Consider the following 22,646-nt stretch of genomic DNA (forward strand, 5'->3'; position numbering starts at 1 on the left):
TAAGTTGAGGGGGTCACCCGCCCTCTCCTCCCGGGAATCCCTGTGCCCGATCCGCATCCGTCGCCTCCGCGAGGTCGCACCGAGTCGACCCCGGATGCGCCCCTCCTCCGCCTCCGCGACGTCGGCATCACACACGACGGCGCGACCGATCCGTCGCCCGCATCCGTCAGTTTCGAGGTGGGTCGCGGCGAGGTCGTGCTACTGCTCGGGCCCAGCGGATCGGGAAAGTCCACGCTCGCGCTGTCGCTCGACGGGTTGATCCCGCACGTCGTCCCGGCGGAGCTGACGGGCACCGTCGAGGTCGCCGGCATCGCGACGACGGAGGCGACGGTCGCCACGCTCAGCACGCACGTCGCGATGGTGTTCCAGGATCCCGACGCGCAGCTGGTCACGGGCACGATCCTCGACGAGGTCGCCTTCGGCCCCGAGAACCTGCGTCTCCCGGCGGATGAGGTGCTGCGCCGCGCCGAGGAGTCGCTGCGCCGCGTCGGGCTCTGGCACCGGCGCGCCGAGAATCCGGACGTGCTGTCGGGCGGCGGGCGGCAGCGGCTGGCGATCGCGGCCGCGCTGGCGATGGGCTCGCCGCTGCTCGTGCTCGACGAGCCCACCGCGAACCTCGACCCGCAGGGCATCGAGGAGGTTTACGCGACGCTCGCCGAGCTCGTCGCGGAGGGCGACCGGTCGATCGTGCTCATCGAACACAACCTGGACGCCGTCGTCGGCATCGTCGACCGCGTCGTCGTTCTCGACCAGGCCGGCCGCACCGTCGCGAACGGACCGGTCGACGATGTGCTCCGGCGCCGGGCCGCGGAGCTGCACCGCCTCGGCGTGTGGCTGCCGACATCGGCGCTCGCGGCGCTGCGGCTGCGCACAGCGGGGTACGTGTGCGACCCGCTGCCGCTCACGCCGGAGGAACTCCGCGCGGTGCTCGCGCAGCATCCGCCCCTCGCCGCCTCTGCGCTGGGCGCCACGGCACTCGCCGCGCCTCTCGCCGCACCCCTCGCCGAGACGAGGATGATCAGCCCGGATGAGGGTGATTCGGGCCGAATCCCCCTCCTCTCGGCGGATGGCCCTCTTCTCAGCGGGCCGGCGCAGGGCGCGACAGTCAGCGGGCCCGCGCAGGGCGCGACAGTCAGCGCACCGCAGCAGGGCACGACCCCGGCCGATTCCGACCGGACGCGACCCACGGATGCGGTCGTGCAGGTCCGCGGGCTGAGCCTCACCCGCGGACGCCGCCGCGAGCGCGTCGAGGTGCTGCACGACGTGTCGCTCGACGTCGTCCGCGGCGAGTTCGTCGCGATCGTGGGCGCGAATGGCGCGGGGAAGACGACGCTCCTGCAGGCGATCGCCGGCGTGATCCCGCCGCCGCGAGGATCGGTGCGGGTCGACGGGATCGATGTCTCGCGCACCGATCCGCGCACCCTGCCGTCGCGAATCGGGTTCGTGTTCCAGAATCCCGAGCACCAGTTCATCGCGCACACCGTCGCCGACGAGATCGCGCACGGCCTACGCCGCCTGCGCCTCTCGGAGGACGAGGTGCACGCCCGCACCAGCGCGCTCCTGGAGAGATTCGGTCTCGAGGGCAAAGCCGACGCCCACCCGTTCCTGCTCTCCGGCGGGCAGAAGCGCCGGCTCTCGGTCGGAACCGCGCTCGTCGCGGGAGCGCCCGTGCTGGCCCTCGACGAGCCGACCTTCGGGCAGGACCGCGCGCGCGCCGACGAGCTGCTGGGTCTCCTCGCCGAACTGAACCGCGGCGGCACCACGATCATCGTCGTCACCCACGACATGCAGCTCGTGTCCGAGTACGCGGACCGGATGATCTTGGTCGAGGACGGCCGGATCGCGGCCCACGGACCGACCGGCGCGGTGTTCGACGACGTCGCCCTCATCGAACGGGCGGGACTCCGGGTGCCGCCGCTCCGCCGCGCCGTGCGCGGGTTGTCGCAGCATCCGCAGATCGCCCGCGCCACGCGCCTGGCCGACCTTCCGGGGGATTTCACGTGAGCGTCGCGGTCGACACTGTCGCCCCCGCCCGCGCGGGGCGTTTCCTGTCCGCGCTCAACCCGCTCGCGAAGCTCGCGGCCGTGATCCCGGCGACCGTGCTGCTCGTGTTCGTGCGCGACCTCACGACGCCGCTCGTCTTCCTCGTGCTGGCGTACGCCGTGCTGCTGGCGGGGGCTCGGTGGACGCCGCAGCTGGCCGGCATCCTGGTGCTCGCCGTGCCGCTGGGGATCGCGATCATCGGATGCGGGTTCTCGCTCTGGGCCGATGCGTCCCGGGTCGACACGACCCCGGTGGTGCTGCAGATCGGCGAGTGGAAGCTCTTCGCCGGCGCGCTCTCGATCGGCTTCGCGACGGCGCTCCGGCTCGGCGCCATCATCACGCTCGCGCTGCTGTCGGGGCTCACGACCACCGGCGCCGACCTCGTCCGCGCGATGGTGCAGCAGCTGCGCGTGCCGTACCGGATCGGGTATACCGCCCTGGCCGCGTTCCGATTCGTGCCGCGCTTCGCGCACGAGCTCGACCTGATCCGGCAGGCGCATCGCGTGCGCGGCGCCCACGGCGGACGCGGACCGTTCGCCGCAGCCGCACGCGCACTCGGGTACGTCGTTCCGCTGCTCGCCGGCGCGATCCGGCACGCCGAGCGGGTCGCGCTGGCGATGGATGCCCGCGCGTTCGGCGCGTACGACGACCGCACCGAACGCTACGACGTGCCGTTCCGCACCCGCGACACCCTGTTCGTGCTGGCCTTCTGGGTGGCGTCGGCCGCGATCTTCCTCTCTCTCTTCCCGTGGGGCATCGCCTGAGCCCCGGCTCTCGCAAGACCCCTCCGTTCCCGAAAGGACGCCATGGCCCGCTCGAGTCGGCTCATCAAACCCGCCGTGCAAGAACTGCTCCATCTCCGTGTCGTCCGCACCCGGCAGGTGTCTGCGCACTGGATGCGGATCACCCTCGGCGAGGGCGACATCGACCGGTTCACGCCGATGGGATTCGACCAGTGGTTCCGGATCTTCCTGCCCGTCGGCGGTGAGGCGGGGCTCGACCGGGTTCCGGCGAAGGCCAACAAGCTCATCGGCTACCTGAAGTTCCTCCGCATCCCGGAGGGGATGCGGCCGGTGATGCGCAACTACACGGTGCGGGCCTACCGACCCGCGTCGGCCGACGGCGGCGCCGAGCTCGACGTCGATTTCGTGCTGCACGGCACCGGGCCCGACGCCGGCCCCGCCTCGCGGTGGGCGCACGCCGCGGTGCCGGGCGACAGCGTCGTCATCATCGATGAGGGCATCACGTTCCACCCCGACTTCGGCCTCGACCGGGTGCTGCTCGTCGCGGACGAGACCGGGCTCCCCGCGGTGGCGGGGATCTGCGCGAACCTGCCGGCGGATGCGGTCGGCACCGCACTCGTCGAGGTGCCGAGCGCCGAGGACGCCCTGGAGTTCGACCGCCCCGCCGGCGTCGACGTGCGGTGGCTCGTGCGCGACGCCGAGACGGTTCCGGGGACCCTGGCGCTCGCGGAGGTGCGGACCGTGCCGCTCGCGCAACCCGACGTGCACGCGTTCGTGGTGGGCGAGCAGGCGCTCGCAACCGGGGGTCGCCGCGCGCTCGTCGAGCGCGGGGTGCCGAAGGACGCCATCGGTTTCGTCGGCTACTGGCGAGTGGGGCCCGAGGGTGCGGCTCCGCATCCGCATACCGTTGCGTCCGGAGAGGAAACCCGATGAGTCGCGTATCGACCGTCTATCTGCTCACCTGCGCCGCGATCGGCGTGGCCGGGGGCGTGCTGCTCTGGGGCGCCGCCGCTGTCTCGACCGTGCTGTTCGGTGTCTTTCCGTTCATCTCGGTCGCGATCGCGGGCCTCTGGCTCCTGCCCGCCACGGTGGCGCTGCGACTGCTGCACCGGCCGCTCGCCGGCATCCTCGTCGGGCTCATCTCGGGTCTCGTCGCCTTCCCGTACCTCGCGACCAGCCTGTGGTGGGCGTTCTTCGCCGAGGTCGCGTTCCTCGTCGTGATCTACCGCTACTGGGCCACCTGGCTGCATTACGCCGGGGCACTCCTCGTCGGCATCCTGTATCCGATCCTCGCGGCCGTCTCGTTCAACCTCTGGTCGATGCCGGTGGGCGCGCAGATCGGGTTCTTCGCGCTGACGATCGCGAGCTGCCTCGCGGGCACCGCACTCGGCGTGCTCGTCGGCGACCGGTTGCATCGCGCGGGCGTCGCGCGGCTCGCACGCTACCGTCCGCGGACCGCCGCGGAATCTCAGCCGGGGTAACCCGGCGCGGCGGGCAGGTTGAAGAACTCCTCGAGGGTGTGCCATCCGCCGTCGTGATAGGCGCGGGCGAGCTCGGGGCCGAGGTACCGCAGGTGCCACGGCTCGGCCTCGTACCCGGTGATCCCGGTGTACCCCTCCTCGTAGCGGACGACGAAACCGAACTGCCAGCTGTTCTCGGCGACCCACTGGCCTTCCGGTGACGCCCCGAAGTCGTCGAGGGTGCCGCATCCGTTCGCGCACGGCATGAGATCCATCGTGATGCCGAGCTGGTGCTCGCTGAAGCCCGGTCGGGCGCTCGAGATGTCGGCCTCCGCCTGCCCTCCCCGCGCGACGTTCTCGGCGTAGGTCGTGACCTGCACGTCGTAGGAGCGGTATCCGCTCAGCTGCCCGATGGCCCCCACGCCTGACTGGTCGATCGCGCTCGCCATGGCCTGCAGTGCCTCCGCCGCATCCTGCCGCAGGATGCCGGAGTTCATCGTCTGCAGCCCCTGCACGCGCACCAGATTGCCGGGGACGTAGTCGAGCGGATCGAGCGGACGCTGCTTGTTCACCACGACCCAGCGCCGCGCCGGATCGGAGAGCGAGACGCAGGCGGATGCGGTGCCGGAGACGACGGCCTCGCGGAACGCCGCGCCGCCACCGGCCGCGATGACGACCGCCTCGTCGTCGCCCGCGGCGACGGCGGCCGCGACGGCAGGGTCGTCGCAGATCGAGGGCGCAGCGGCGACGGTCGTGAACTGCGGCGCGGGGATCGCGTCGACGGACGCCGGCCATTCCGGCTCCACGGCGCTCAGGTCGGAGCCGCCTCCGGAGCCGCGCGTCGTCGCGATCGCGACCGCAATGATCACCACGGCGACGACCGCGAAGAGCGCAACGATGCGGCGACGGCGCACGCGCACCGACGCTACTCGCGCAGCGCGACGGGTCGAGGCCGCCGCGGGGTCGGCGGATCGGATCACTGATCCATTGTCGTCCACCCATCGCCCGATCGCGGCCGACACGGCGACCGCAACCGTTTTATATACGAGTATGGATACCCGCTGGTTGACTTAGTATCGGTTCTTTGTTCTACTCTGAGGATGCGATGGCAGGGGCAGCAGGTAGACGCGTCGGATGCGGCGGCACTGCCCGGAATGGAGCAGTTGTCGGGTCTCGTCCGTTCTGTGACGACGCCCGAGTTCGCCGGGATGACGTTCCACGAGGTCGCGGCGCGTTCGGCGCTGAACCACGTGCCGGGTTCGTCGGCGATGCCGTTCGACTGGACCGTGAACCCGTATCGAGGATGCAGTCATGCGTGCGTGTACTGTCTGGCTCCCGACACATTGATCCTGATGGCCGACGGCCGTCAGCGCTCGCTCCGCGACATCCGGATCGGCGACGATGTCATGGGCACCGAGCAACAGGGGGCATACCGGCGTTACGTCCCCACGACCGTGATGGCGAAGTGGGACACCCGGAAGCGGGCGTATCGCGTGACCCTTGCCGACGGAACCGAGATCGTCGCGAGCGGAGATCACCGATTTCTCACCGAGCGCGGGTGGAAGCACGTCGTCGGTGCGACCTCCGGCGCGGCTCGGCGCCCTCACCTCACACCCCGGAGTCGCCTGATGGGCTTCGGCCTCGGCGGCATTCCCCCGGCGGCTTCCCTCGAGGACGACTATCGCCGGGGTTACCTGTGCGGAATGGTGCGCGGCGACGGGATGCTCTTCCACGCGACCTATGTGGATGAGCGGCGGAGCCGCACGATCCACCGCTTCCGTCTGGCCCTTGCCGACGGTGAAGCACTCGCACGGTCCCGGGCGTACCTGAGCGCAGAGGGTGTGACAACACTCGTCCGTCCTTTCGCGACGGCGACGGCGACGCGCAAGGCGATGACCGCTCTCCACTCCGCGCGGGGCGCGGATGTCGCGAGAGTGGAAGCCCTCGCGCAGGCACCGGTCTCGCGCACACGGTCGTGGCAGACAGGATTCCTGGCCGGCATCTTCGACGCGGAAGGATCGTGTTCCCGCGGCATCGTGCGCGTAGCGAACAAGGATCCGGAGTTGCTGGCGCTCACGCGCGAGGCCCTTCAGGCCCTCGATCTCCCCTACGCAGACGATCCGATCAGACCGAACGGCGTGAGCACGATCCGGCTCGTGGGCGGCCTGCCGGTGCGCGACCGCTTCTTCCGCCTCACGCTGCCGGCGATCACGAGGAAGATCAGCCTGCAGGGCATGGCGGTGAAGACCTTTGCCGACCTCCACATCGTGTCCATCGAAGACCTCGGCACCGAGCACGATCTCATCGACATCACGACGGGCACCGGCGACTTCGTGGCGAACGGTGTGGTGAGCCACAACTGCTTCGCCCGGGGCACGCACACGTATCTCGACCTGGACGCCGGGCGGGATTTCGACTCGCAGGTCGTCGTGAAGGTGAATGTGGCCGAGGTGCTCGAGCGAGAGCTGCACCGCGGCTCGTGGGGCCGTGAGCATGTGGCGCTCGGCACCAACACCGATCCGTACCAGCGCGCGGAGGGCCGCTACCGGCTCATGCCGGGCATCATCGAGGCGCTCGCCGGGTCGGACACCCCCTTCTCGATCCTCACGAAAGGAACTCTGCTGCGCCGCGATCTTCCGCTGCTGCAGAAGGCCCACGCGCGCGTGCCGATCTCCATCGCCATGTCGATCGCGGTGTACGACGACGAGCTGCAGAAGCAGATCGAGCCGGGCACGCCGTCCGCGCAGGCCCGGCTCGACACCGTGCGCGCGGCGACGGATGCGGGGTTCCGCGTCACCGTCTTCCTGATGCCGGTGCTGCCGCACCTCACCGATTCGATCGCCGCGCTCGACGACGCCCTCCGCCGGATCCGGGATGCCGGCGCGGTGCGCGTCGTCTACGGGGCGCTGCACCTGCGCGCGGGGGTCAAGCCGTGGTTCATGCAGTGGCTGGAGAGCACGCATCCGCATCTCGTGTCGAGCTATCTCGGCCTCTACCCGGGCGTCAGCGCCGCCGCGCCGAAGGCGTACCGGCAGTGGCTCGCGCGCCGGGTGCGACCGCTCCTCCGCGCCCACGGCCTCGACGGCCGCGACGAGGAGGAGCCGGTGCGCGCTCGTCCCGCCGGCGGGGGTCCGCCCGGAGCCCTGCCCGTGCGCGTGACCTCCCGCGGCCTCGCCTCCGCCGCTGCTTCCGCCGCCGCTGCTGCATCCGCATCCGCCGCCCCGCCGCGCCTGTTCTGACGCGCGAAAAACCGCGAGACTGCATTCTCGCGCCGAGACAGCGGGTGTAACCCAACGTCTCGGCGCGAAACTGCAGTCTCGCGGTCTAGGGGTGGTGCGGCGTCAGTTGGTGACGTCGGTGAGCTGGCGGCCGGTGACCTCTTCGATCACGTCGTCGCCGAGGCGCACCTCGTCGAACGGCGCGTCGATCTCGGCGCGACCGAGCAGCTCGGTCATGCGCCGACGACGCTGACGCGTCACCAGGGTCACGACCGTGCCCGAGCGACCCGCGCGACCGGTACGCCCCGAGCGATGCAGGTACGCCTTGAACTCGTCGGGCGCATCGGCCTGGACGACCAAGTCGATGTCGTCGACATGGATGCCGCGAGCCGCGACGTCGGTGGCCACGAGCACGCGCACCTTGCCGTCGGTCATGCGCTGCAGGTTGCGCGTGCGCTTGGCCTGGTTGAGGTCTCCGTGCAGCGCGACCGCGGCGATTCCGGCGTCCTCGAAGGACTCCGCGAGCATCTCGGCGTAGGCGCGGGTGCGAGCGAAGACGAGCGTCTTGCCCTCGCGGTCGACGAGCGACGTGAGCATTTCGGCCTTGTCGCGGTGGTCGATCACGAACACGCGGTGCTCGATCGTGCTGGACTCCTGGGTCTCCCCGGCAACCTCGTACACGGCGGGATCGCGCAGGAACTCGTCGACGAGCGCGGCGACCTCACGGTCGAGCGTCGCGGAGAACAGCAGCTTCTGGCTGTTCGGGGCGGTCTCGCGGAGGATCCGCTGAACAGGCTCGACGAACCCGAGCTCGGCCATGTGGTCGGCCTCGTCGAGGACCGCGATCTGCACCTGCGAGAGGTCGAGCTTGCCCTGGTTCACCAGGTCTTCGATGCGGCCGGGGGTGCCGATGATGATGTCGACGCCCTTCTTGAGCGCTCCGACCTGACGCGCCTGCGGCACACCGCCGTAGATCTGCGTCGTGAACAGGCCCACGCTTCGCGCGATGGGCTGCACCGTGCGGTCGATCTGCAGGGCGAGCTCGCGCGTGGGGGCGAGGATCAGCGCGCGCGGCTTGCGGCCGAACTCGCGCTTGCTCCCCTTCTGCGAACGCAGCACGTTCTCGACGAGCGGCGCGCCGAACGCGATGGTCTTTCCGGAGCCGGTGCGTCCGCGCCCGAGAACGTCGCGACCCTCGAGGATCGACGGGATCGTGGCGGTCTGGATCGGGAACGGGGATGCGGCGCCGAGCTCGGCGAGCGCCTTCACGATGTTATCGCCCAGACCGATTTCACCGAAGCCCTGGCCTTCGACCGACTCGGCCACAACCGACTCGGCCTCGAGACGCTCGTGCACGGTGTCGACGTGCGCGTCGTACGCCTTCGGCGTCGCCTTCCAGTCCGATCGACCCGGACCGTCAGTGCGACGGGGGCGATCGGTGCGCGGCGCGCGGTCATCGAAGGAGCGTGCGGGACGCTCGTCGGAGGTGCGGCGCGGACGATCGCTCTGGGCCGGACGGTCCGAGAAGGAACGCTGAGGGCGATCGTGGGAAGAACGGGCCGGACGCTCGTCGCGCTGCGGACGGTCGCTGTTCGAGCGGGCCGGACGCTCGTCGCGGCGCGCACGGTCGTCACGCTGCGGTCGGTCGCTGTACGTACGAGGCGCGCGATCGTCACGCTGAGGGCGGTCACCGTACGTGCGAGGCGCGCGGTCGTCACGCTGCGGCCGGTCACCGTACGTGCGGGGCGCGCGGTCGTCACGGGCGGGACGGTCACCGTAGGAACGAGCGCCACGGTCATCACGCTGCGGCCGGTCACCGTACGTGCGGGGCGCACGGTCGTCACGGGCCGGACGGTCACCGTAGGAGCGAGCACCACGGTCATCACGCTGCGGCCGATCGCCGTACGTGCGAGGAGCACGGTCATCACGCTGCGGGCGGTCACCGTACGTGCGGGGCGCACGGTCGTCACGGGCGGGACGGTCACCGTAGGAGCGAGCACCACGGTCATCACGCTGCGGCCGATCGCCGTACGTGCGAGGAGCACGGTCATCACGCTGCGGCCGGTCACCGTACGTGCGGGGAGCGCGCTCATCGCGAGCGGGACGGTCACCGTAGGTACGAGGCGCGCGGTCATCACGCTGCGGGCGATCGCCGTACGTGCGGGGCGCGCGGTCATCGAACGACCGGGCCGGACGCTCCCCGGCGACGCGGCGCTGGGGGCGGTCGTCGAACGAGCGGGCGGGGCGCTCATCGCGGCCCGTGGTGCGGATGCTGCGCGACTCGTCGCGACCGGCACGGTCGGATGCGGTCCAGCGGCGCTTCGGAGCTTCGGCGGTCGCTTCCTCCGCGCGGTAGCCGCGGTGGCCGGCGCTCTTGGAGCCGGTGGTTCCCGCGGATGCTTCGCCGGGGCGACGCTTGCGGTCCTGATAGGAGGTCTTCGATCCGTAGCGGGGCTCGAAGTTCTTCGCCGGTCGTCCGCCGGCGGGCTTCTTGTTCTTGGGCATGCCTGTGTCCTTCTGGGTTCTCTCGAACGAGAACAGCACCCGCGCGCACGCGGGGATAACCCGGGACATCCGTCATCCGGGGGCCATTATCGATGATGATCATGTGTGCCGATCGGCACTCACCATCGGCCCCTAGAACTCACAAACCCATCCGCACAACATGCGCGGTGTCCAGAGCCGACCCTCAAGAGTAGCGCACCGGCCTGGAAGAGTGCCGAGCGCGTGCCGTCTACGCTGAACGCATGAGCGCCGATCCGACCGGTCACCGTTTCACCCTCCGTTCCGGGCGGGGGTCTGCGGAGATCGCCCAAGTGGGCGCCGCGCTCCGTGCCCTGCGCGTGGGCGACGTGGATCTCGTGCCGCGATACGCCGACGACCTGCCGACACCGGCCGCATCCGGTGTCGTGCTCGTTCCCTGGCCGAACCGCATCCGCGATGGCCTCTGGACCCAGCGCGGGCAGACGTACCAGCTCGCCATCTCGGAGCCGAAGTTCGGCAACGCCTCGCACGGTCTGCTGCGGTTCACGCCGTACCGGCCGGTCGCGACCTCCGCGGATGCGGTCACGCTGGCGGCCGCTGTCGTTCCCCAGACCGGGTACCCGTTCCACCTCGAGACCCGGGTGACCTACACACTGACGGATGCGGGCATCGCGGTCGAGCACGAGATCGTCAACGTGGGGGCGGCCGCTGCTCCCGTGGCGGTCGGCATCCACCCCTATCTGTGCTTCTCCGACGCCGCGACCGCCGACCTTCGCCTCGAGCTGGATGCCGCGTCCTGGTTCCGCCTCGATGAGCGGAACCTCCCGATCGCCGAGGAGCCCCTCGACGAGGAGCACGATCTCCGCGTTCCGCGGCGGGTCGGCGACCTCGCTCTCGACGCGGCATTCACGGGAATCCCCCGCGGGGCGGATGGCCTCATTCGTGCGATCCTGCACGCCCCCGACGGGCGGCGGGTCGAGCTGTGGGCGGGCGAGGGGTTCGAGTACCTGCAGCTGTTCACGACCGACCGGTACCCCGGACACGACCTCGCGCTGGCCATCGAGCCCATGACGGCGCCGGCCGATTCACTCAACTCCGGGCGCGACCTCCGCTGGCTCGAACCCGGCGAGGCTTGGCATCTGCGGTGGGGAATCACGCTGCACGCGTGAGCGCACGCCCTGATTGACCCCGAAAACCCGGAATCCTGCGTCAAGAGGTAACACACGCCGGGGTCAGCGTTAACCCGCGACCGATACCTTTAGACCGGCAGTCTTCCTGCCGCGCCGGATACAGGGTCTGGCGCTCGTCATCCGGTGCGGGGCGGGGATCCACGCGACTCCACCGGCGGTTTATCGGTGTCCGTCTGGGTGGAGGGTACCCGCATGCGTTCTGCTGTTTCTTCTTTCGTCGTATTCTTCCCCGCGGTGGCGGTGGCAGGGCCGACTCCTCCAGAGCGCACGGGGGCGCTGGCGTGGGTCGAGCGTCTGCGCGCCGCATCAGCCTCCCGCCTCGCGGTACTGATCGGCACGACCATGCTCGTCGGCATCGGGATCTCGATCGCCACGACCACCGACCCCGTCTGGTGGCACCTGCACTTCAGCCAGCTGGGCACGTTCAAGAACGGATCAGCGGCGTTCTTCAACGGCGCGCTCATCGCCGGCGGAATCCTCGTCGTGATCTACGCCGGCGCCGTCGCGCGCGAGCTGCGCGCTCTCGCGCCCGGCCGCATCCGACGCGGCGCCGCCCGCACCACGCGCATCATGTACTCGATCATGGGCGTCAACCTGTCGCTCGTGGGCTGCGTCCCGCTCAACTCCAACGGATTCGTGCACGACCGCGTCGCCGCCGCCATGGTGCTCGGGTTCGCCGGCCTGCTCGTAACGAGCCCGTTCCTGATGCACCGGATGCCGCGCCGCCTGGTGCTGGCGACGGTGCTCGTCTTCGCGGGCGTGTTCGCGGGCGCCTGGGTGTTCGTCACCGGCCAGATCAACCTCGCCCTGTTCGAGGTCATCGCCTTCGGGGCGATCTTCGGCTGGTCGGGGATCTTCCTCGGATGCCTCACGCTCTGCGTGCGCCGCGACGCCGTGCTCGCCGAAGCCGCTGCTGCCCGCGCTGCGGCGCCCGCATCCGTGCTCCCGGCGCCCATTCCCGTCCGCGCGGAAGCCGTCGTTGCGGAAGCCGTCGTAGCCGACGCCGTCGTCGCGGAAGCCGTCGTCGCCGAAGCCGCCTCTGCTCAAGCCGTTGTCGCCGACGTTGCTGAAGTCGTCTCTGCCGAAGCCGACGACACGTTCACGATCGAAACGGTCGACGCCCCCGCATCCGTCGCCCCGACGCAGGCCGACGCCGGTGTCGAGACGGTGATCGTCGCGACACCGCCCCGCGCGACGCCGCGCGCGGGAGAGTCGGACGTCAGGCCGCAGACCCCTTCGAGCGGAGCGCTCGACGCGTCGGAGCAGGTCCGCTCGGGGCAGCATGCGGTTCCGCGTCGTCTCCGCCGTCGTCGTCCGGAGCCTCGTCTCGACGCGCGGCGCGACGTTCGCGCGCGCCCTCGACGAGGTTGTACAGCGTCGGCAGCACGAGCAGGGTCAGCACGGTCGACGACACCAACCCGCCGATAACGACGATCGCCAGCGGCTGGGAGATGAACCCGCCGTGACCGGTGATCCCGAGCGCCATCGGCGTGAGGGCGAAGATCGTTGCGAGAGCGGTCATGAGGATCGGGCGCAGACGCCGTGAGCCGCCGGCGATCGTCGCGTCGAACGTACTCAGGCCCTTCTCCCGGTACTGGTTGACCAGGTCGACGAGCACGATGGCGTTCGTCACCACGATGCCGATCAGCATGATGACACCGATCAGCGACGCGATGCCGAGCGGGATGCCGCTGACGATCTGCAGCAGGATCGCGCCCGTCGCCGCGAACGGCACCGAGACGAGGAGCAGCAGCGGCTGACGCAGCGACCGGAACGTCGCCACCATGATGATGTAGACGATGAGGATGGCGGCGAGCATGGCGAGGCCGAGCTGAGCGAAGCCGTCCTGCTGCTGCGTCAGCACGCCGCCGACGGATGCGTCGGCGCCCTGCGGCAGGTCGGTGTCGGCGAGCGCCTCGTTCACGAGCGTCGACGCGGCGTTCAGGTCGTCGCTCTGCGGGGTGACCGTCACGGTCGCGGTGCGCTGGCCGCGCTCCGTGGTGATCGATGTCGGGCCGTCGGTCTGGTCGACGGTCGCGATCTCGTCGAGCCGCACCGGGCCGGTCGCCGTCGGGATCTGCAGGGCGCGGAGATCGTCGATCGTGGCCGGCGTGGCCGACGCCGCGAGGTAGACGGTGACCGCGGTCTCATCGACCTCGATCGTGCCGATCTGGCGCGGCTGCATGGTGTTCGAGACGAGCCCGCCGACAGCGACCTCGGAAAGGCCCCGCTCGGCGGCCGCCGCGCGATCGACCGCGACACTGATGTACGGAAGCGATGCGGCGAGGTTGCTCGAGACCTGGCCGAGCCCGTCGCGAGCCTGCAGCGACGCGACGACCGCATCCGTCGCGTTCTGGAGCGTGCTCGCATCGGGCGCGGTGACGTCGACCTCGATGTCGCTCGAGCCGAATCCGCCGCCGGCCGCGGCGACCGTGATGGTGCCGACGTCGTCGAGGTCGGCGACCGCGGACTGCACCGCAGCGCGCACCTCGGCCTGGTCTGCGTCCGCATCCGTCGTGATCGAGTAGGTGACTCCGGCGCCCCCACCGCTGAACGCGTCGCGCAGCGCCGAACCGGTCGAACCGATCGAGACCTGCACGGTCTGCACGCCGTCGAGGTCGATGAGCGCCTGCTCGACGCGCTGCGCGGCGGCGTCTTCGGCGTCGAGGCTCGCGGCCGGCGCCAGCTCCTGGGTAACGGTGAGCGTGTTCTGACCGCTGTCGCCGAGGAAGTTGACCTTCATCAGCGGCACGGCGAGGAGCGTGCCGGCGAGCACGACGACCGCGAGGAGCAGGGTGATGAAGCCGTGCGAGAGCGTCCACCGCAGTGCCGGCAGGTACGCCTTCTGCAGCCGGCTCGGCGGCGCGGCCGGGTCCTCCGGATCGATCTGCGCACCGTTCTCGTCGAGGACGGGCTTGCCGGGGCGCAGGAACCAGTACGCCAGCACGGGCACGATGGTCAGCGCCACGAGGAGCGACGAGACCATCGCGATCGTGACGGTCAGCGCGAACGGTCGGAACAGTTCGCCCGTGAGGTCTCCGACGAACGCGATCGGCAGGAAGACGGCGACGGTCGTCAGGGTCGACGCGGTGATCGCCGCGGCCACCTCCCGGACGGCGAGCAGGATCGAGGCGAGCTTGTCGGCGCCCTGCACGTAATGCCGTTTGATGTTCTCGATCACGACGATCGAGTCGTCCACGACGCGGCCGATGGCGATCGTCAGGGCACCGAGGGTGAGGATGTTGAGGGAGTACCCGAAGGCCTGGATGCCGATGAACGTGATCAGCACGCTCGTCGGAATCGAGATCGCGGTCACGAGCGTGGAACGCACCGAGAGCAGGAAGAGCAGGATCACGAGCACCGCGAAGACGAGGCCGAGCAGACCCTCCTGAGCGAGCGCTTCGATCGACTGCTGGATGAACGGCGCCTGGTCGAAGACCACGGTGAAGGTTGCGCCGGGCACGTCATCTTCGAGCGTGGGCAGCACGTCCAGGATGCCGCGCGACACGTCGACCGTGTTGGCCGACGGGAGCTTGGTCACCGCGATCGTGAGCGCCGCTTCGCCGTCGACCCGGGAGATCGACGTGACGGGGTCGGCCACCTCGGCCACGGCCGCGACGTCGCCGATCGTGACGGCGCCCGCACCGAACTGCGCCGCATCCGTCGGCACGAGCGGCAGCGATGCGAGCTCGTCGACCGAGGTGATCTTCGCGCCCGTCTGCACCGTCAGGGTCTGATCGGACTGGGTGATCTCGCCGCCCGGGAACAGCACGCCGTTCGCATCGAGCGCGTCGGTGATCGCCTGCTGCGTGAATCCGCGCTCGGCGAGTGCCGCCTGATCGGGGGTGATCGTGATGCGCTCACCGATGCCGCCGACGATCTGCGCGGCGTTGACGCCGTCGACGTCCTGGAGCTCGGGAACCACGCTCGATTCGAGGGCGGACTGCGCGGCGGCTTCATCGTCGTAGCCGGTGACCGCGATCTGCACTACAGGGAAGTCGTCGATGCTCGCCGAGATCACGTTCGGCTCGACATCGGCCGGCAGCTGCGACTCGATGCGGTTGATGGCCTGCAGGATCTTCTGCTCGGAGGTCGCGAGATCAGTGCCGTAGGTGAACGACGCCTGGATGATGGACGCGTTGGTCGTGCTCGTGGCGGTCGTCGACTCGAGCCCCGGAACGCCCTGGATCGCGGTTTCGATCGGCGTCGAGACGTCGTTGTTCACGACGTCGGGAGAGGCTCCCGGGTAGGTCGTCACGATCGACAGCACCGGAAGCTCGATCGACGGGATGAGTTCCTGCTTGGCGTTCACGAGAGCAAGCGAGCCGAAGATGGCCGCCACGATCGTGATGAGCGCGATCAGCGCGCGGTTCTTGAGACTCAGGACGGCGAGTGAAGACACGGGCGCGCTTTCGTGACGGCCGGCGCGAACCGGGGGAAGGAGGCGTCGCCGCGATGCGGCACGATACATGGCTGTATCGAGCCAAGTATCGCACGCGGGGGTGCCGCGATCTCCGGTTCCGAGCGGAAGAACGGCGGAGCGTCAGGGCATCGGAACGTCAGACGAGCAGCGCGGCGAGCGCGAGGCCGCCGGAGGCCGCAGCGACCGTGAGCACCAGGGTCCCCAGGGCGTTGACGACGGATGCGGTGTTCCGCCGCTCGTCCCAGAGCACGGCGCTCGCGGTGGCCACGGAGCTGAAGGTCGTGAACCCGCCGAGGATTCCGATGCCGACGACGGCGAGGATGTCGGCATCCGTCACCGTTCCCACGAGCAGCCCGAGCGCGAACGAGCCCACGACGTTGATGACGAGCGTTCCCCACGGGAAACGCGTGCCCGCGATCGACGTCACCCACAGGTCGAGCACGTACCGGAGCCCGGCCCCGACGCCACCGGCGACCGCGACGAGCACGAAGACGGCGGGGCTCACGGGGTCGCCGCCGCACGTGCGCTGCCGCGGGGCTCGCCATGCGGCCCGCGCGCGAGCCGCAGCCCGACGAGCGCGGCGACCACCCCGAGAACCGCGGTGCCGAGGGTCAGCCAGAGCGAGGCACCCTCGGCCGCCTGCAGCGCGAACGTGCTGTAGGTCGTGAACCCGCCGAGCACTCCGGTGCCGAAGAACTGCCGCGCCGCCCGCGCGCGCGACGTGTCGCCGTGTCGCACGAGCAACCCGGTGAGGACACCGAGCAGCAGCCCGCCGAGCAGGTTGATCACCGGCACGACAAGGGTCTGCCACTCCGGCACCGCGATGAGGAGCAGCCCGGCGCGTGCAGCCGTGCCGAGCGCACCGCCGAGCACGACGAGCCCCAGATGCGCCCACGAGAACCCGCTGCGAGATGCCACGCGCCCAGAGTAGTTCGGCCGGTGCGGCCCCCCGCACGAAAACCTCGCGCGGGCGTCAGCCCTCGACGAGGTTGCGGAGGGCTGTCTCGGGCGAGATCGTGAGATCGAGCAGGTGCCCCTTCCCGTACGCCTTCCACACCCGCGGGTCGATGTAGCTGCTGCGCGCCACCGACGGGGTGTTGCCGAGGGTCGCCGCGGTCGCTTTCACGGCCTCGCGCTCGCTGATCTTCCGCGCCCGCTTCGTCTCCACGGGCCCGATGCGCGCGAGCGCGTCGGCCGCCGCGATCGTGCCGCGAAGGGTCCGGAAGTCCTTCGCGGTGAAGTCGCCGCCGGTGAGACCCCGGATGTAGGCGTTCACATCGGCCGGGGTGAGTGGCACGCGGCGGCGTCCGCGGCGATACGCGAGCACGGTCGAGCGCGAGCGCGCCCCGGTGAGCGGTTCGAGCGCGACCGCGAGGTCTTCATCGGTGAGCTCGATGTGCGCGCGCACACCGCTCTTCGCCGGAAAGTCGAGCGTCACCACGCCCGCTTCGATGCTGATGTCCCGCCGCTGCAGCGTCGTGAGCCCGCGGCCGCCTCCCCGGGCGAGATACTGCCGTGAACCGATGCGGATGGCGCCGGAATCCAGCATCCGGAACGCGATCGCGAGCACCGCCTCGCGGGACTCGTCTCCGCGTCGCAGCGCGGCCGTCACGCGTCCGCGCGCGCGGGGCAGCGACTCGGCGAGCGCCAACGCACGGGCGTATTTGCCCCTGTCTCGGCGCTGCGACCAATCCGGGTGGTAGAGGTACTGGCGGCGGCCGGCGTCATCCGTTCCCACCGCCTGGATGTGACCGTGCGCCTCGGTCGTGATCCACACGTCGGTCCACGCCGGCGGGATCACGAGCGCCGTGATGCGCTCCTTGTCGGCGGCGGATGCGGAGTCGCCATCCGGGCCCGTGTACCGGAAGCCGCTGCCCGCACGGGTGCGGGAAATGCCGGGATCTGCGCGCGGATCGACGCGAACGAGACGAACCACCGCGATCAGCGCGCGCGAAGGGCGGTGATGAGCTCGCCCTTCCGCTCGAGGCAGTGCCGGGTGAGGCAGTGCCGGGTGAGGCCGGATGCTGACATGGCTGGTCCTTCCGCGACGGGTCGTCGTCCGCCTGGGCCCGACGATAGGCCCGCTTCCGGACCCGTGACCGCGGCTTGACAGAGGGTTCTCCCGCGCACTACGCGCTATCACCCGTTCGCAAAATCCGTCAAGCCCCCAACCTGAGAGATGACCCCATGACACCGTGGAGCGTGCCTAAAACGGCATCCGGGCGTCTACGCGATCTCCCCCCGAGAGGGCGTCCGACAACATCGAGGAGAGTCACCCATGAACATTGCACTCATCATCATCATCGTCGTCGCCATCGTGCTGGCCATCGTCGGCGGCCTGAGCTCTGCGCTCAACTGGCTGCTCTGGGTCGCGCTGATCGTCGGCGTGATCGCCCTGATCGCCTTCCTCTTCCGAGTCATCAGCGGCAACAAGCGCGTCTGACGCCTCGTCACGAAGACGGATGCCGCGGCCCTTCGGGGTCGCGGCATCCGTCTTTCGTTTTCTGGCTCAACGCGGGTCATCCAGATACGCGTTCAGTGCGTCTCTCACGAACGCCGCTCCCGCGTCGCCGCCGTAGTTCGCCCCGAACCGCGCGTCTGCGACGTACAGCTCGCCAAGACCGCGCACGTAGGCGGCAGTGTCGCCGTCGGATGCGGATGCGGGCTTCCCCGGGATTGCTTCCAGCCACGCGATGTGACGCCGGGCCAGGTCCCGCGCCTCGTCGCCGGCCGGGTCCGCGCGCCGTTCCGCCGCGGCGCGCCACTGCGCGTTGAGGTCGGCCGCATCCTGCTGCCAGGTGGTGCGCGCCGTGGCGTCGAGACCGGTCCACCACTCGTCGGAGCGGACGGCCGCTTCCGTCCCCCAGCGCTCCTCGACCTCCTGCTGGTGACGGGTGTGATCGAACCCGTCGAACATCTTCTCCACCATCACTTCTCCCCTCTTCTCCCACACGTCGATCGTGTTCTCCACGGCGGCGATCTGCCGGCCGATTCGGTCTTGCTCGTGACGCAGCGCATCCAGGTGATGACGTAGCGCCGTCGTCTCCGATTCGTCGAGATCGAGTACCGCGCGGATGCGGGCCAGCCCGAGGCCGAGTTCCCGCAACAGCAGGATGCGCTGCAACCGCAGCACCGCGCGCTCGTCGTACTGCCGGTACCCGTTGTCCGCGACGCGACTCGGGCGCAACAGCCCGACCGCGTCGTAGTGGCGCAGCGTGCGGCTCGTCGTTCCCGACATCCGGGCGACTTCGTGAATCGACCACTCCATGTCGTCTCCTCTCTTCTCCGACGGTAGGCGTTGACGCAACGTCAATGTCAAGATCCCGGGTTCAATGTCAATCACGCCCTTCCAAGACGCGATATATCGTGTTATCTTCAGAACGCGATATATCGCGACATTCATCCTGAGGAGGACGACATGAACCCCGAGAAGTGGCTCATCCACCCCGGCGAGACGCGCGTGATCGACCTGGAGGACGTCCACGCCCTCAAGGTCGGACTCGTCGGCGGCCAGATCGACATCGTCGCGCACGACGAACCGGGCGCGCGCATCGAAGTGCACTCCGTGACGATCAAAGATCTGCGCATCTCCGCAGAAGACGGCAAGGTCGAGATCGACCACCCGCAGCTGCGGTGGGACAACTTCCTCGAGGTGTTCCGCAACTTCGGCTCCGGCGGGCCCAAGGCGGAGATCAGCGTCGCCGTTCCCCGCGACGTCGCGCTGACCCTCGGCGTCGTGAGCGCGAGCGCGCTCGTGTCGGAACTGCACGCCGAGGCGCGCGTCAACACCGTCTCCGGTGACGTCCTCGTCGACGGACTCCGCGGCGACCTCGTGGTCAACGCCGTCTCCGGCGACGTGCAGGCGCGGAACATCGAAGGCGCGGTCACCGCGAACAGCGTCTCGGGCGATGTGGCGGCGACCGGTGCGATCACCCGCGCCGCGATCGACACGGTCGGCGGCGCCATGCTCGTCGACGCCAGCGGATCACTGCAGAAGGCGTCGCTCAACACCGTGAGCGGCGAGACCACGGTCCGCCTCGACCGCGGCCTTCCCTCGAACTACGCCGTCCGCAGCATCTCCGGCACCGTACTCATCGACGGCGTCGTGCAGTCGGGGCGCGGAACCGGCCCGACCACGAACTTCACCGGGTCGATCGGCGAGTTGAGCGGCACCTTCGCCGACATCCGCGCCAACTCGGTCTCCGGCGACATCACGGTGCTCCGCCGCGCGTCGGAGCCGGCACCCGAGCCGGTGTCGGCCCCCGAATCCGAGACGACCGATGGCGGAGCGGAGGCGCTCTGATGACCCCGGTCTTCTCCCACGGCGACCTGCGGCTCTACCTGCTGAACCTTCTCGATGAGGGCCCGCGGCACGGGTACGACATCATGCAGGCACTCGCCGATCGCACGGGCGGCACGTACACACCGAGCGCCGGCACGATCTATCCGCGACTGTCGAAACTCGAAGAAGAAGGACTCGTCAGCAAGCGGGTCGATGGGCGAAAGACGGTCTACGAGATCACCGACGCGGGTCGCGCGGAGGTCACGGCTCGGGCCGGTGACCTCGAGGGCATCGAGTCCGAACTCGCCGACTCGGTGCGCCTGATCGCCGACACCGTTCGAGGCAACGTCCGCGAGGCGATGAAGAGCCTCCGGGCAGACCTCGCCGCCGCGGCCCGCTCCGAGCGGGAGAATCCGCCCGCCGATGAGACGGGTGGCACCGAGGGCGACGACCCCCGCACGCGCGCTCGCGAACAACTGCGCCGCGCCGACCTGCTCCTGGGCGAGTTCCGCAGTCAGGTGCGCGCGGAACTTCGCACGCACGTTGCGCGGGGCGGCGAGATTCCCGCATCCGCCGTCGACGCGCTCGGCGAATCGCTGGATGCGGCGGCCCGCGCGCTCAGCGCGGACCTGCGCTGAGCGTCAGTCCCTCCAGGGGTCGTCGTCGCCGACGACCGACTCCTGGAGGGGAACGACGAGCACCGGGCGATGCTGGCGATGGGCGAGGCGCGCCGCCACCGATCCGGTGAAGAACTCGCGCATCGTCTCACCGAACCCGCGGCGCCGCGTGCCGACGACGATGACCGCCGCGTCGAGTTCGTCGGCGAGACCCTTGAGCGCCATCGCGGGGTCACCCACCAGCGTGCGGATGGTCCAGGCGACTCCGCTCGGGGCGAGGAACTTCTCCGCCGCCTCCTGAACCCGTTCGAACTCGTGCGTCGCGGCGATACGGGTGAGGTCGACCGGAGCGGAATGCGGAACCCCATCGGGGTCTTCGTAGGTCACAAACCGGGTGACATCCACGTGCGCCACGACGAGTTGCGTGCCGAACAGGGCCGCGTATCGCGCCGCCTCGGCCCAGACACGGGCCGGCAGATTGGGCGTGGCCCCGAGGATGACGGTACCGCCGTCGGCATACGTGCTCATGGTTCCTCCTGCAGCGTGCCCCCCGCGGCGATCGCAGGAAGCCACCGTGTTATTCTGAATGCTACTCTTACCGGCTTGAGCCGGAACACGTGAACGCGTCGAGCACGTAACGAAATCGACGTCAGAACAGAGGGGGTCTCGCATGGGGCGTGGCCGTCAAAAGGCGAAGCACACCAAGATCGCCCGGGAGCTGAAGTCATACAGCCCCGCAGTGAACTATTCGGCGTTGGAGCGTGAACTCGCTCCGCCGGAGACCGACGAGAACCAGTACGTCGATAAGTGGGCCGACGACTACGAAGACGAGTACGAGGAAGAGAAGGCGTAGCGCCGTCTCGCCCACTGACTCTCTCGAGGCGTTCGGTCCGCATCCGCTGATCGTCGCCGCGTTCGTTCCGGCGCGCCGTCACCACGCCCCGTGACGACGTGACCAGTCCTCTTCCACGGTCCGCGGCCTCGACGCGATAATCGCCGCCGGGATTCCGGCGAGCAGCAGGACAGCAAGCATCCCGAGCGGCACGCCCCATCCGCCGGTCAGGGTGTGGGCGATGCCGACGCCGAACGGGAAGAGCGCGGCGATCGCGTAGCCGACGCTCTGCACGATGCCACTGAGCGCGACCGCACCCTCGTGCGTGCGGGTGCGGAGGTTCAACAGCACCAGCACCAGCGGGAACAGCAGCGGACACATGCCGAGCAGCGCCGCCCAGAGCCAGGGCGCCGCAGCGGGCGCGAACGCGAGGCCGCCGAGACCGCCGAGACCCGACGCGACGGCGGCGCCGAACAAGATCCCCACCGCCCCGCGGAACCGGGCCACCACGACCGGGACGAGCAGCGAACTGGGCAAGCCCATCACCGCGAAGAGAGACAGCAGGGTGCCGGCCTGCGCGGGCGTCACGCCGGCGAGATCGATCAGGATCTGCGGCAGCCACGCGAAGGCCGTGTAGGCCGTTCCCGACGTCACCGCGAAACCGACGACGAGCGCCCAGGTCGTCGGCAGCGCCCACAGCCGGCGCAGCACGCGCGGCGGCACGGACTCGTCGGGGCGGTCGGCGGCCTCGTCGACGGGGGTCCGTTCGCGCCACAACAGCACGAACCAGGGCGCGAGCGCCGCGACCGCGAAGACCGCCCAGAGCCCGAGCGACGAGCGCCAGCCGGCCGCATCCGCCACCGGCACCGCGACGAGCGGCGGCAGGAACGTCGCGATCGCCATCGCGGTCGTGAACACCGTCGTCATGGCGCCGATCCGCCCGGGGAAGTACCGCTTCACGAGCGGCGGCAGCAGCACGTTGCCGACCCCGACAGCCGCGAACACGAGCGCGGTCGCCGCCAGCAGGAGCGTCGCATCGGATGCGGCGGCCCGCCCGAGCAGACCGACCGTCGCCACGGCGAGGGCGATCACGGCCAGGCGCTGCAACCCGAAGCGACGTTCCAAGCCGGGCGTGACGATCCCGAACACGGCGTAGCAGACCGGGGGCGCCGTGCCGATGAGTCCGATCAACCACGGCGAGAGCGGGATGTCGCGCGATGTGGTCGACGATCGGCGACAGCGACGCGACACCCGTCCGCAGCGAGAACGCGAAGAGCACGATGCCGAGCACCGCCAGGACGCGCCCGCGGCTCTCCGCCGCCACGCGCGTCATCGTCCGAAGGGTCGGGTCGCC

General features: G+C 70.0%; 19 protein-coding genes and 1 pseudogene. 10 read left to right on the forward strand and 10 right to left on the reverse strand.

What is annotated here, in order from left to right; translation table 11 throughout:
* Positions 1–42: 42 nt before the first annotated feature.
* Genes LMI96_RS09275 through LMI96_RS09290 form a run of 4 tightly spaced genes read left to right on the forward strand, consistent with a single transcriptional unit; the run spans position 43 to position 4,267 of the window.
* Positions 43–2,004: an ABC transporter ATP-binding protein gene (locus tag LMI96_RS09275; RefSeq protein ID WP_228361289.1), complete on the forward strand. Its 1,962-nt coding sequence runs from the start codon at positions 43–45 to the stop codon at positions 2,002–2,004.
* Positions 2,001–2,807: an energy-coupling factor transporter transmembrane component T gene (locus tag LMI96_RS09280; RefSeq protein WP_228361290.1), complete on the forward strand. Its 807-nt coding sequence runs from the start codon at positions 2,001–2,003 to the stop codon at positions 2,805–2,807. The genes LMI96_RS09275 and LMI96_RS09280 overlap by 4 nt, the downstream gene beginning before the upstream one ends.
* A 42-nt stretch (positions 2,808–2,849) precedes the next feature.
* Entirely contained in the window at positions 2,850–3,719 is an 870-nt protein-coding gene (locus LMI96_RS09285; RefSeq protein WP_228361291.1) for a siderophore-interacting protein, read from the forward strand.
* The gene (locus LMI96_RS09290; protein WP_228361292.1) at positions 3,716–4,267 is read left to right on the forward strand and encodes an ECF transporter S component; all 552 of its coding nucleotides are present in this window, start codon (positions 3,716–3,718) and stop codon (positions 4,265–4,267) included. The genes LMI96_RS09285 and LMI96_RS09290 overlap by 4 nt, the downstream gene beginning before the upstream one ends.
* On the opposite strand, the gene LMI96_RS16340 is transcribed toward LMI96_RS09290, so the two are convergent.
* A complete protein-coding gene (locus LMI96_RS16340; RefSeq protein ID WP_228361293.1) occupies positions 4,255–5,226 on the reverse strand; it encodes a M15 family metallopeptidase in 972 nt (323 codons plus the stop codon). The two genes, LMI96_RS09290 and LMI96_RS16340, sit on opposite strands and share 13 nt — an antisense overlap.
* Positions 5,227–5,346: 120 nt before the next feature.
* Between LMI96_RS16340 and LMI96_RS09300 the strand changes: the two genes are divergently transcribed.
* Positions 5,347–7,485, forward strand: coding sequence for an intein-containing Rv2578c family radical SAM protein (locus LMI96_RS09300; RefSeq protein WP_228361294.1), 2,139 nt, complete (start codon positions 5,347–5,349; stop codon positions 7,483–7,485).
* A gap of 102 nt (positions 7,486–7,587) precedes the next feature.
* On the opposite strand, the gene LMI96_RS09305 is transcribed toward LMI96_RS09300, so the two are convergent.
* The gene (locus LMI96_RS09305) at positions 7,588–9,969 is read right to left on the reverse strand and encodes a DEAD/DEAH box helicase (RefSeq protein ID WP_228361295.1); all 2,382 of its coding nucleotides are present in this window, start codon (positions 9,967–9,969) and stop codon (positions 7,588–7,590) included.
* A 242-nt stretch (positions 9,970–10,211) separates the two neighbouring features.
* Here LMI96_RS09305 and LMI96_RS09310 point away from each other — a divergent pair, with 242 nt between their 5' ends.
* Positions 10,212–11,117 carry an aldose 1-epimerase family protein gene (locus LMI96_RS09310; RefSeq protein ID WP_228361296.1) on the forward strand — a complete coding sequence of 302 codons (906 nt, stop codon included), beginning with the start codon at positions 10,212–10,214 and terminating at the stop codon, positions 11,115–11,117.
* Between the two features lie 1,240 nt (positions 11,118–12,357).
* Here LMI96_RS09310 and LMI96_RS09315 read toward each other — a convergent pair.
* From LMI96_RS09315 to LMI96_RS09330, 4 genes are all read right to left on the reverse strand, one after another.
* Entirely contained in the window at positions 12,358–15,540 is a 3,183-nt protein-coding gene (locus LMI96_RS09315) for an efflux RND transporter permease subunit (RefSeq protein WP_228361297.1), read from the reverse strand.
* A gap of 157 nt (positions 15,541–15,697) precedes the next feature.
* The gene (locus LMI96_RS09320) at positions 15,698–16,066 is read right to left on the reverse strand and encodes a CrcB family protein (RefSeq protein ID WP_228361299.1); all 369 of its coding nucleotides are present in this window, start codon (positions 16,064–16,066) and stop codon (positions 15,698–15,700) included.
* Complete coding sequence (locus LMI96_RS09325) at positions 16,063–16,479, reverse strand: CrcB family protein (protein ID WP_228361300.1); 417 nt, start codon at positions 16,477–16,479, stop codon at positions 16,063–16,065. The genes LMI96_RS09320 and LMI96_RS09325 overlap by 4 nt, the downstream gene beginning before the upstream one ends.
* A 55-nt stretch (positions 16,480–16,534) precedes the next feature.
* Complete coding sequence (locus LMI96_RS09330; RefSeq protein WP_228361302.1) at positions 16,535–17,497, reverse strand: DNA topoisomerase IB; 963 nt, start codon at positions 17,495–17,497, stop codon at positions 16,535–16,537.
* Positions 17,498–17,839: 342 nt separating this feature from the next.
* Here LMI96_RS09330 and LMI96_RS09335 point away from each other — a divergent pair, with 342 nt between their 5' ends.
* Positions 17,840–18,004 (forward strand): hypothetical protein, encoded by a 165-nt coding sequence (locus LMI96_RS09335; protein ID WP_223722193.1) that lies wholly within the window; start codon positions 17,840–17,842, stop codon positions 18,002–18,004.
* 66 nt (positions 18,005–18,070) lie between these two features.
* On the opposite strand, the gene LMI96_RS16415 is transcribed toward LMI96_RS09335, so the two are convergent.
* Both LMI96_RS16415 and LMI96_RS16420 read right to left on the reverse strand, forming a co-directional pair.
* The gene (locus tag LMI96_RS16415; RefSeq protein WP_374197921.1) at positions 18,071–18,490 is read right to left on the reverse strand and encodes a TipAS antibiotic-recognition domain-containing protein; all 420 of its coding nucleotides are present in this window, start codon (positions 18,488–18,490) and stop codon (positions 18,071–18,073) included.
* 141 nt (positions 18,491–18,631) lie between these two features.
* Positions 18,632–18,964, reverse strand: a pseudogene (locus tag LMI96_RS16420) (MerR family transcriptional regulator); the annotation flags it as partial.
* A gap of 15 nt (positions 18,965–18,979) precedes the next feature.
* Between LMI96_RS16420 and LMI96_RS09345 the strand changes: the two are divergent.
* Together LMI96_RS09345 and LMI96_RS09350 are read left to right on the forward strand one after the other, a co-directional pair.
* Entirely contained in the window at positions 18,980–19,864 is an 885-nt protein-coding gene (locus LMI96_RS09345) for a DUF4097 family beta strand repeat-containing protein (protein WP_228361304.1), read from the forward strand.
* Positions 19,864–20,481 (forward strand): PadR family transcriptional regulator, encoded by a 618-nt coding sequence (locus tag LMI96_RS09350; protein ID WP_228361305.1) that lies wholly within the window; start codon positions 19,864–19,866, stop codon positions 20,479–20,481. Before LMI96_RS09345 ends, LMI96_RS09350 begins: the two co-directional genes overlap by 1 nt.
* A 3-nt stretch (positions 20,482–20,484) precedes the next feature.
* Here LMI96_RS09350 and LMI96_RS09355 read toward each other — a convergent pair whose 3' ends face one another.
* A complete protein-coding gene (locus tag LMI96_RS09355; RefSeq protein WP_223722189.1) occupies positions 20,485–20,988 on the reverse strand; it encodes a universal stress protein in 504 nt (167 codons plus the stop codon).
* Positions 20,989–21,130: 142 nt separating this feature from the next.
* On the opposite strand from LMI96_RS09355, the gene LMI96_RS09360 reads away from it, so the two are divergent.
* Positions 21,131–21,313: a DUF3073 domain-containing protein gene (locus LMI96_RS09360; protein WP_223722188.1), complete on the forward strand. Its 183-nt coding sequence runs from the start codon at positions 21,131–21,133 to the stop codon at positions 21,311–21,313.
* Between the two features lie 78 nt (positions 21,314–21,391).
* On the opposite strand, the gene LMI96_RS09365 is transcribed toward LMI96_RS09360, so the two are convergent.
* Complete coding sequence (locus LMI96_RS09365; RefSeq protein WP_308015757.1) at positions 21,392–22,543, reverse strand: MFS transporter; 1,152 nt, start codon at positions 22,541–22,543, stop codon at positions 21,392–21,394.
* Between the last annotated feature and the right edge of the window lie 103 nt (positions 22,544–22,646).

The organism is Microbacterium sp. cx-59 (assembly GCF_020805625.1).
Classification (GTDB): Bacteria; Actinomycetota; Actinomycetes; order Actinomycetales; family Microbacteriaceae; genus Microbacterium.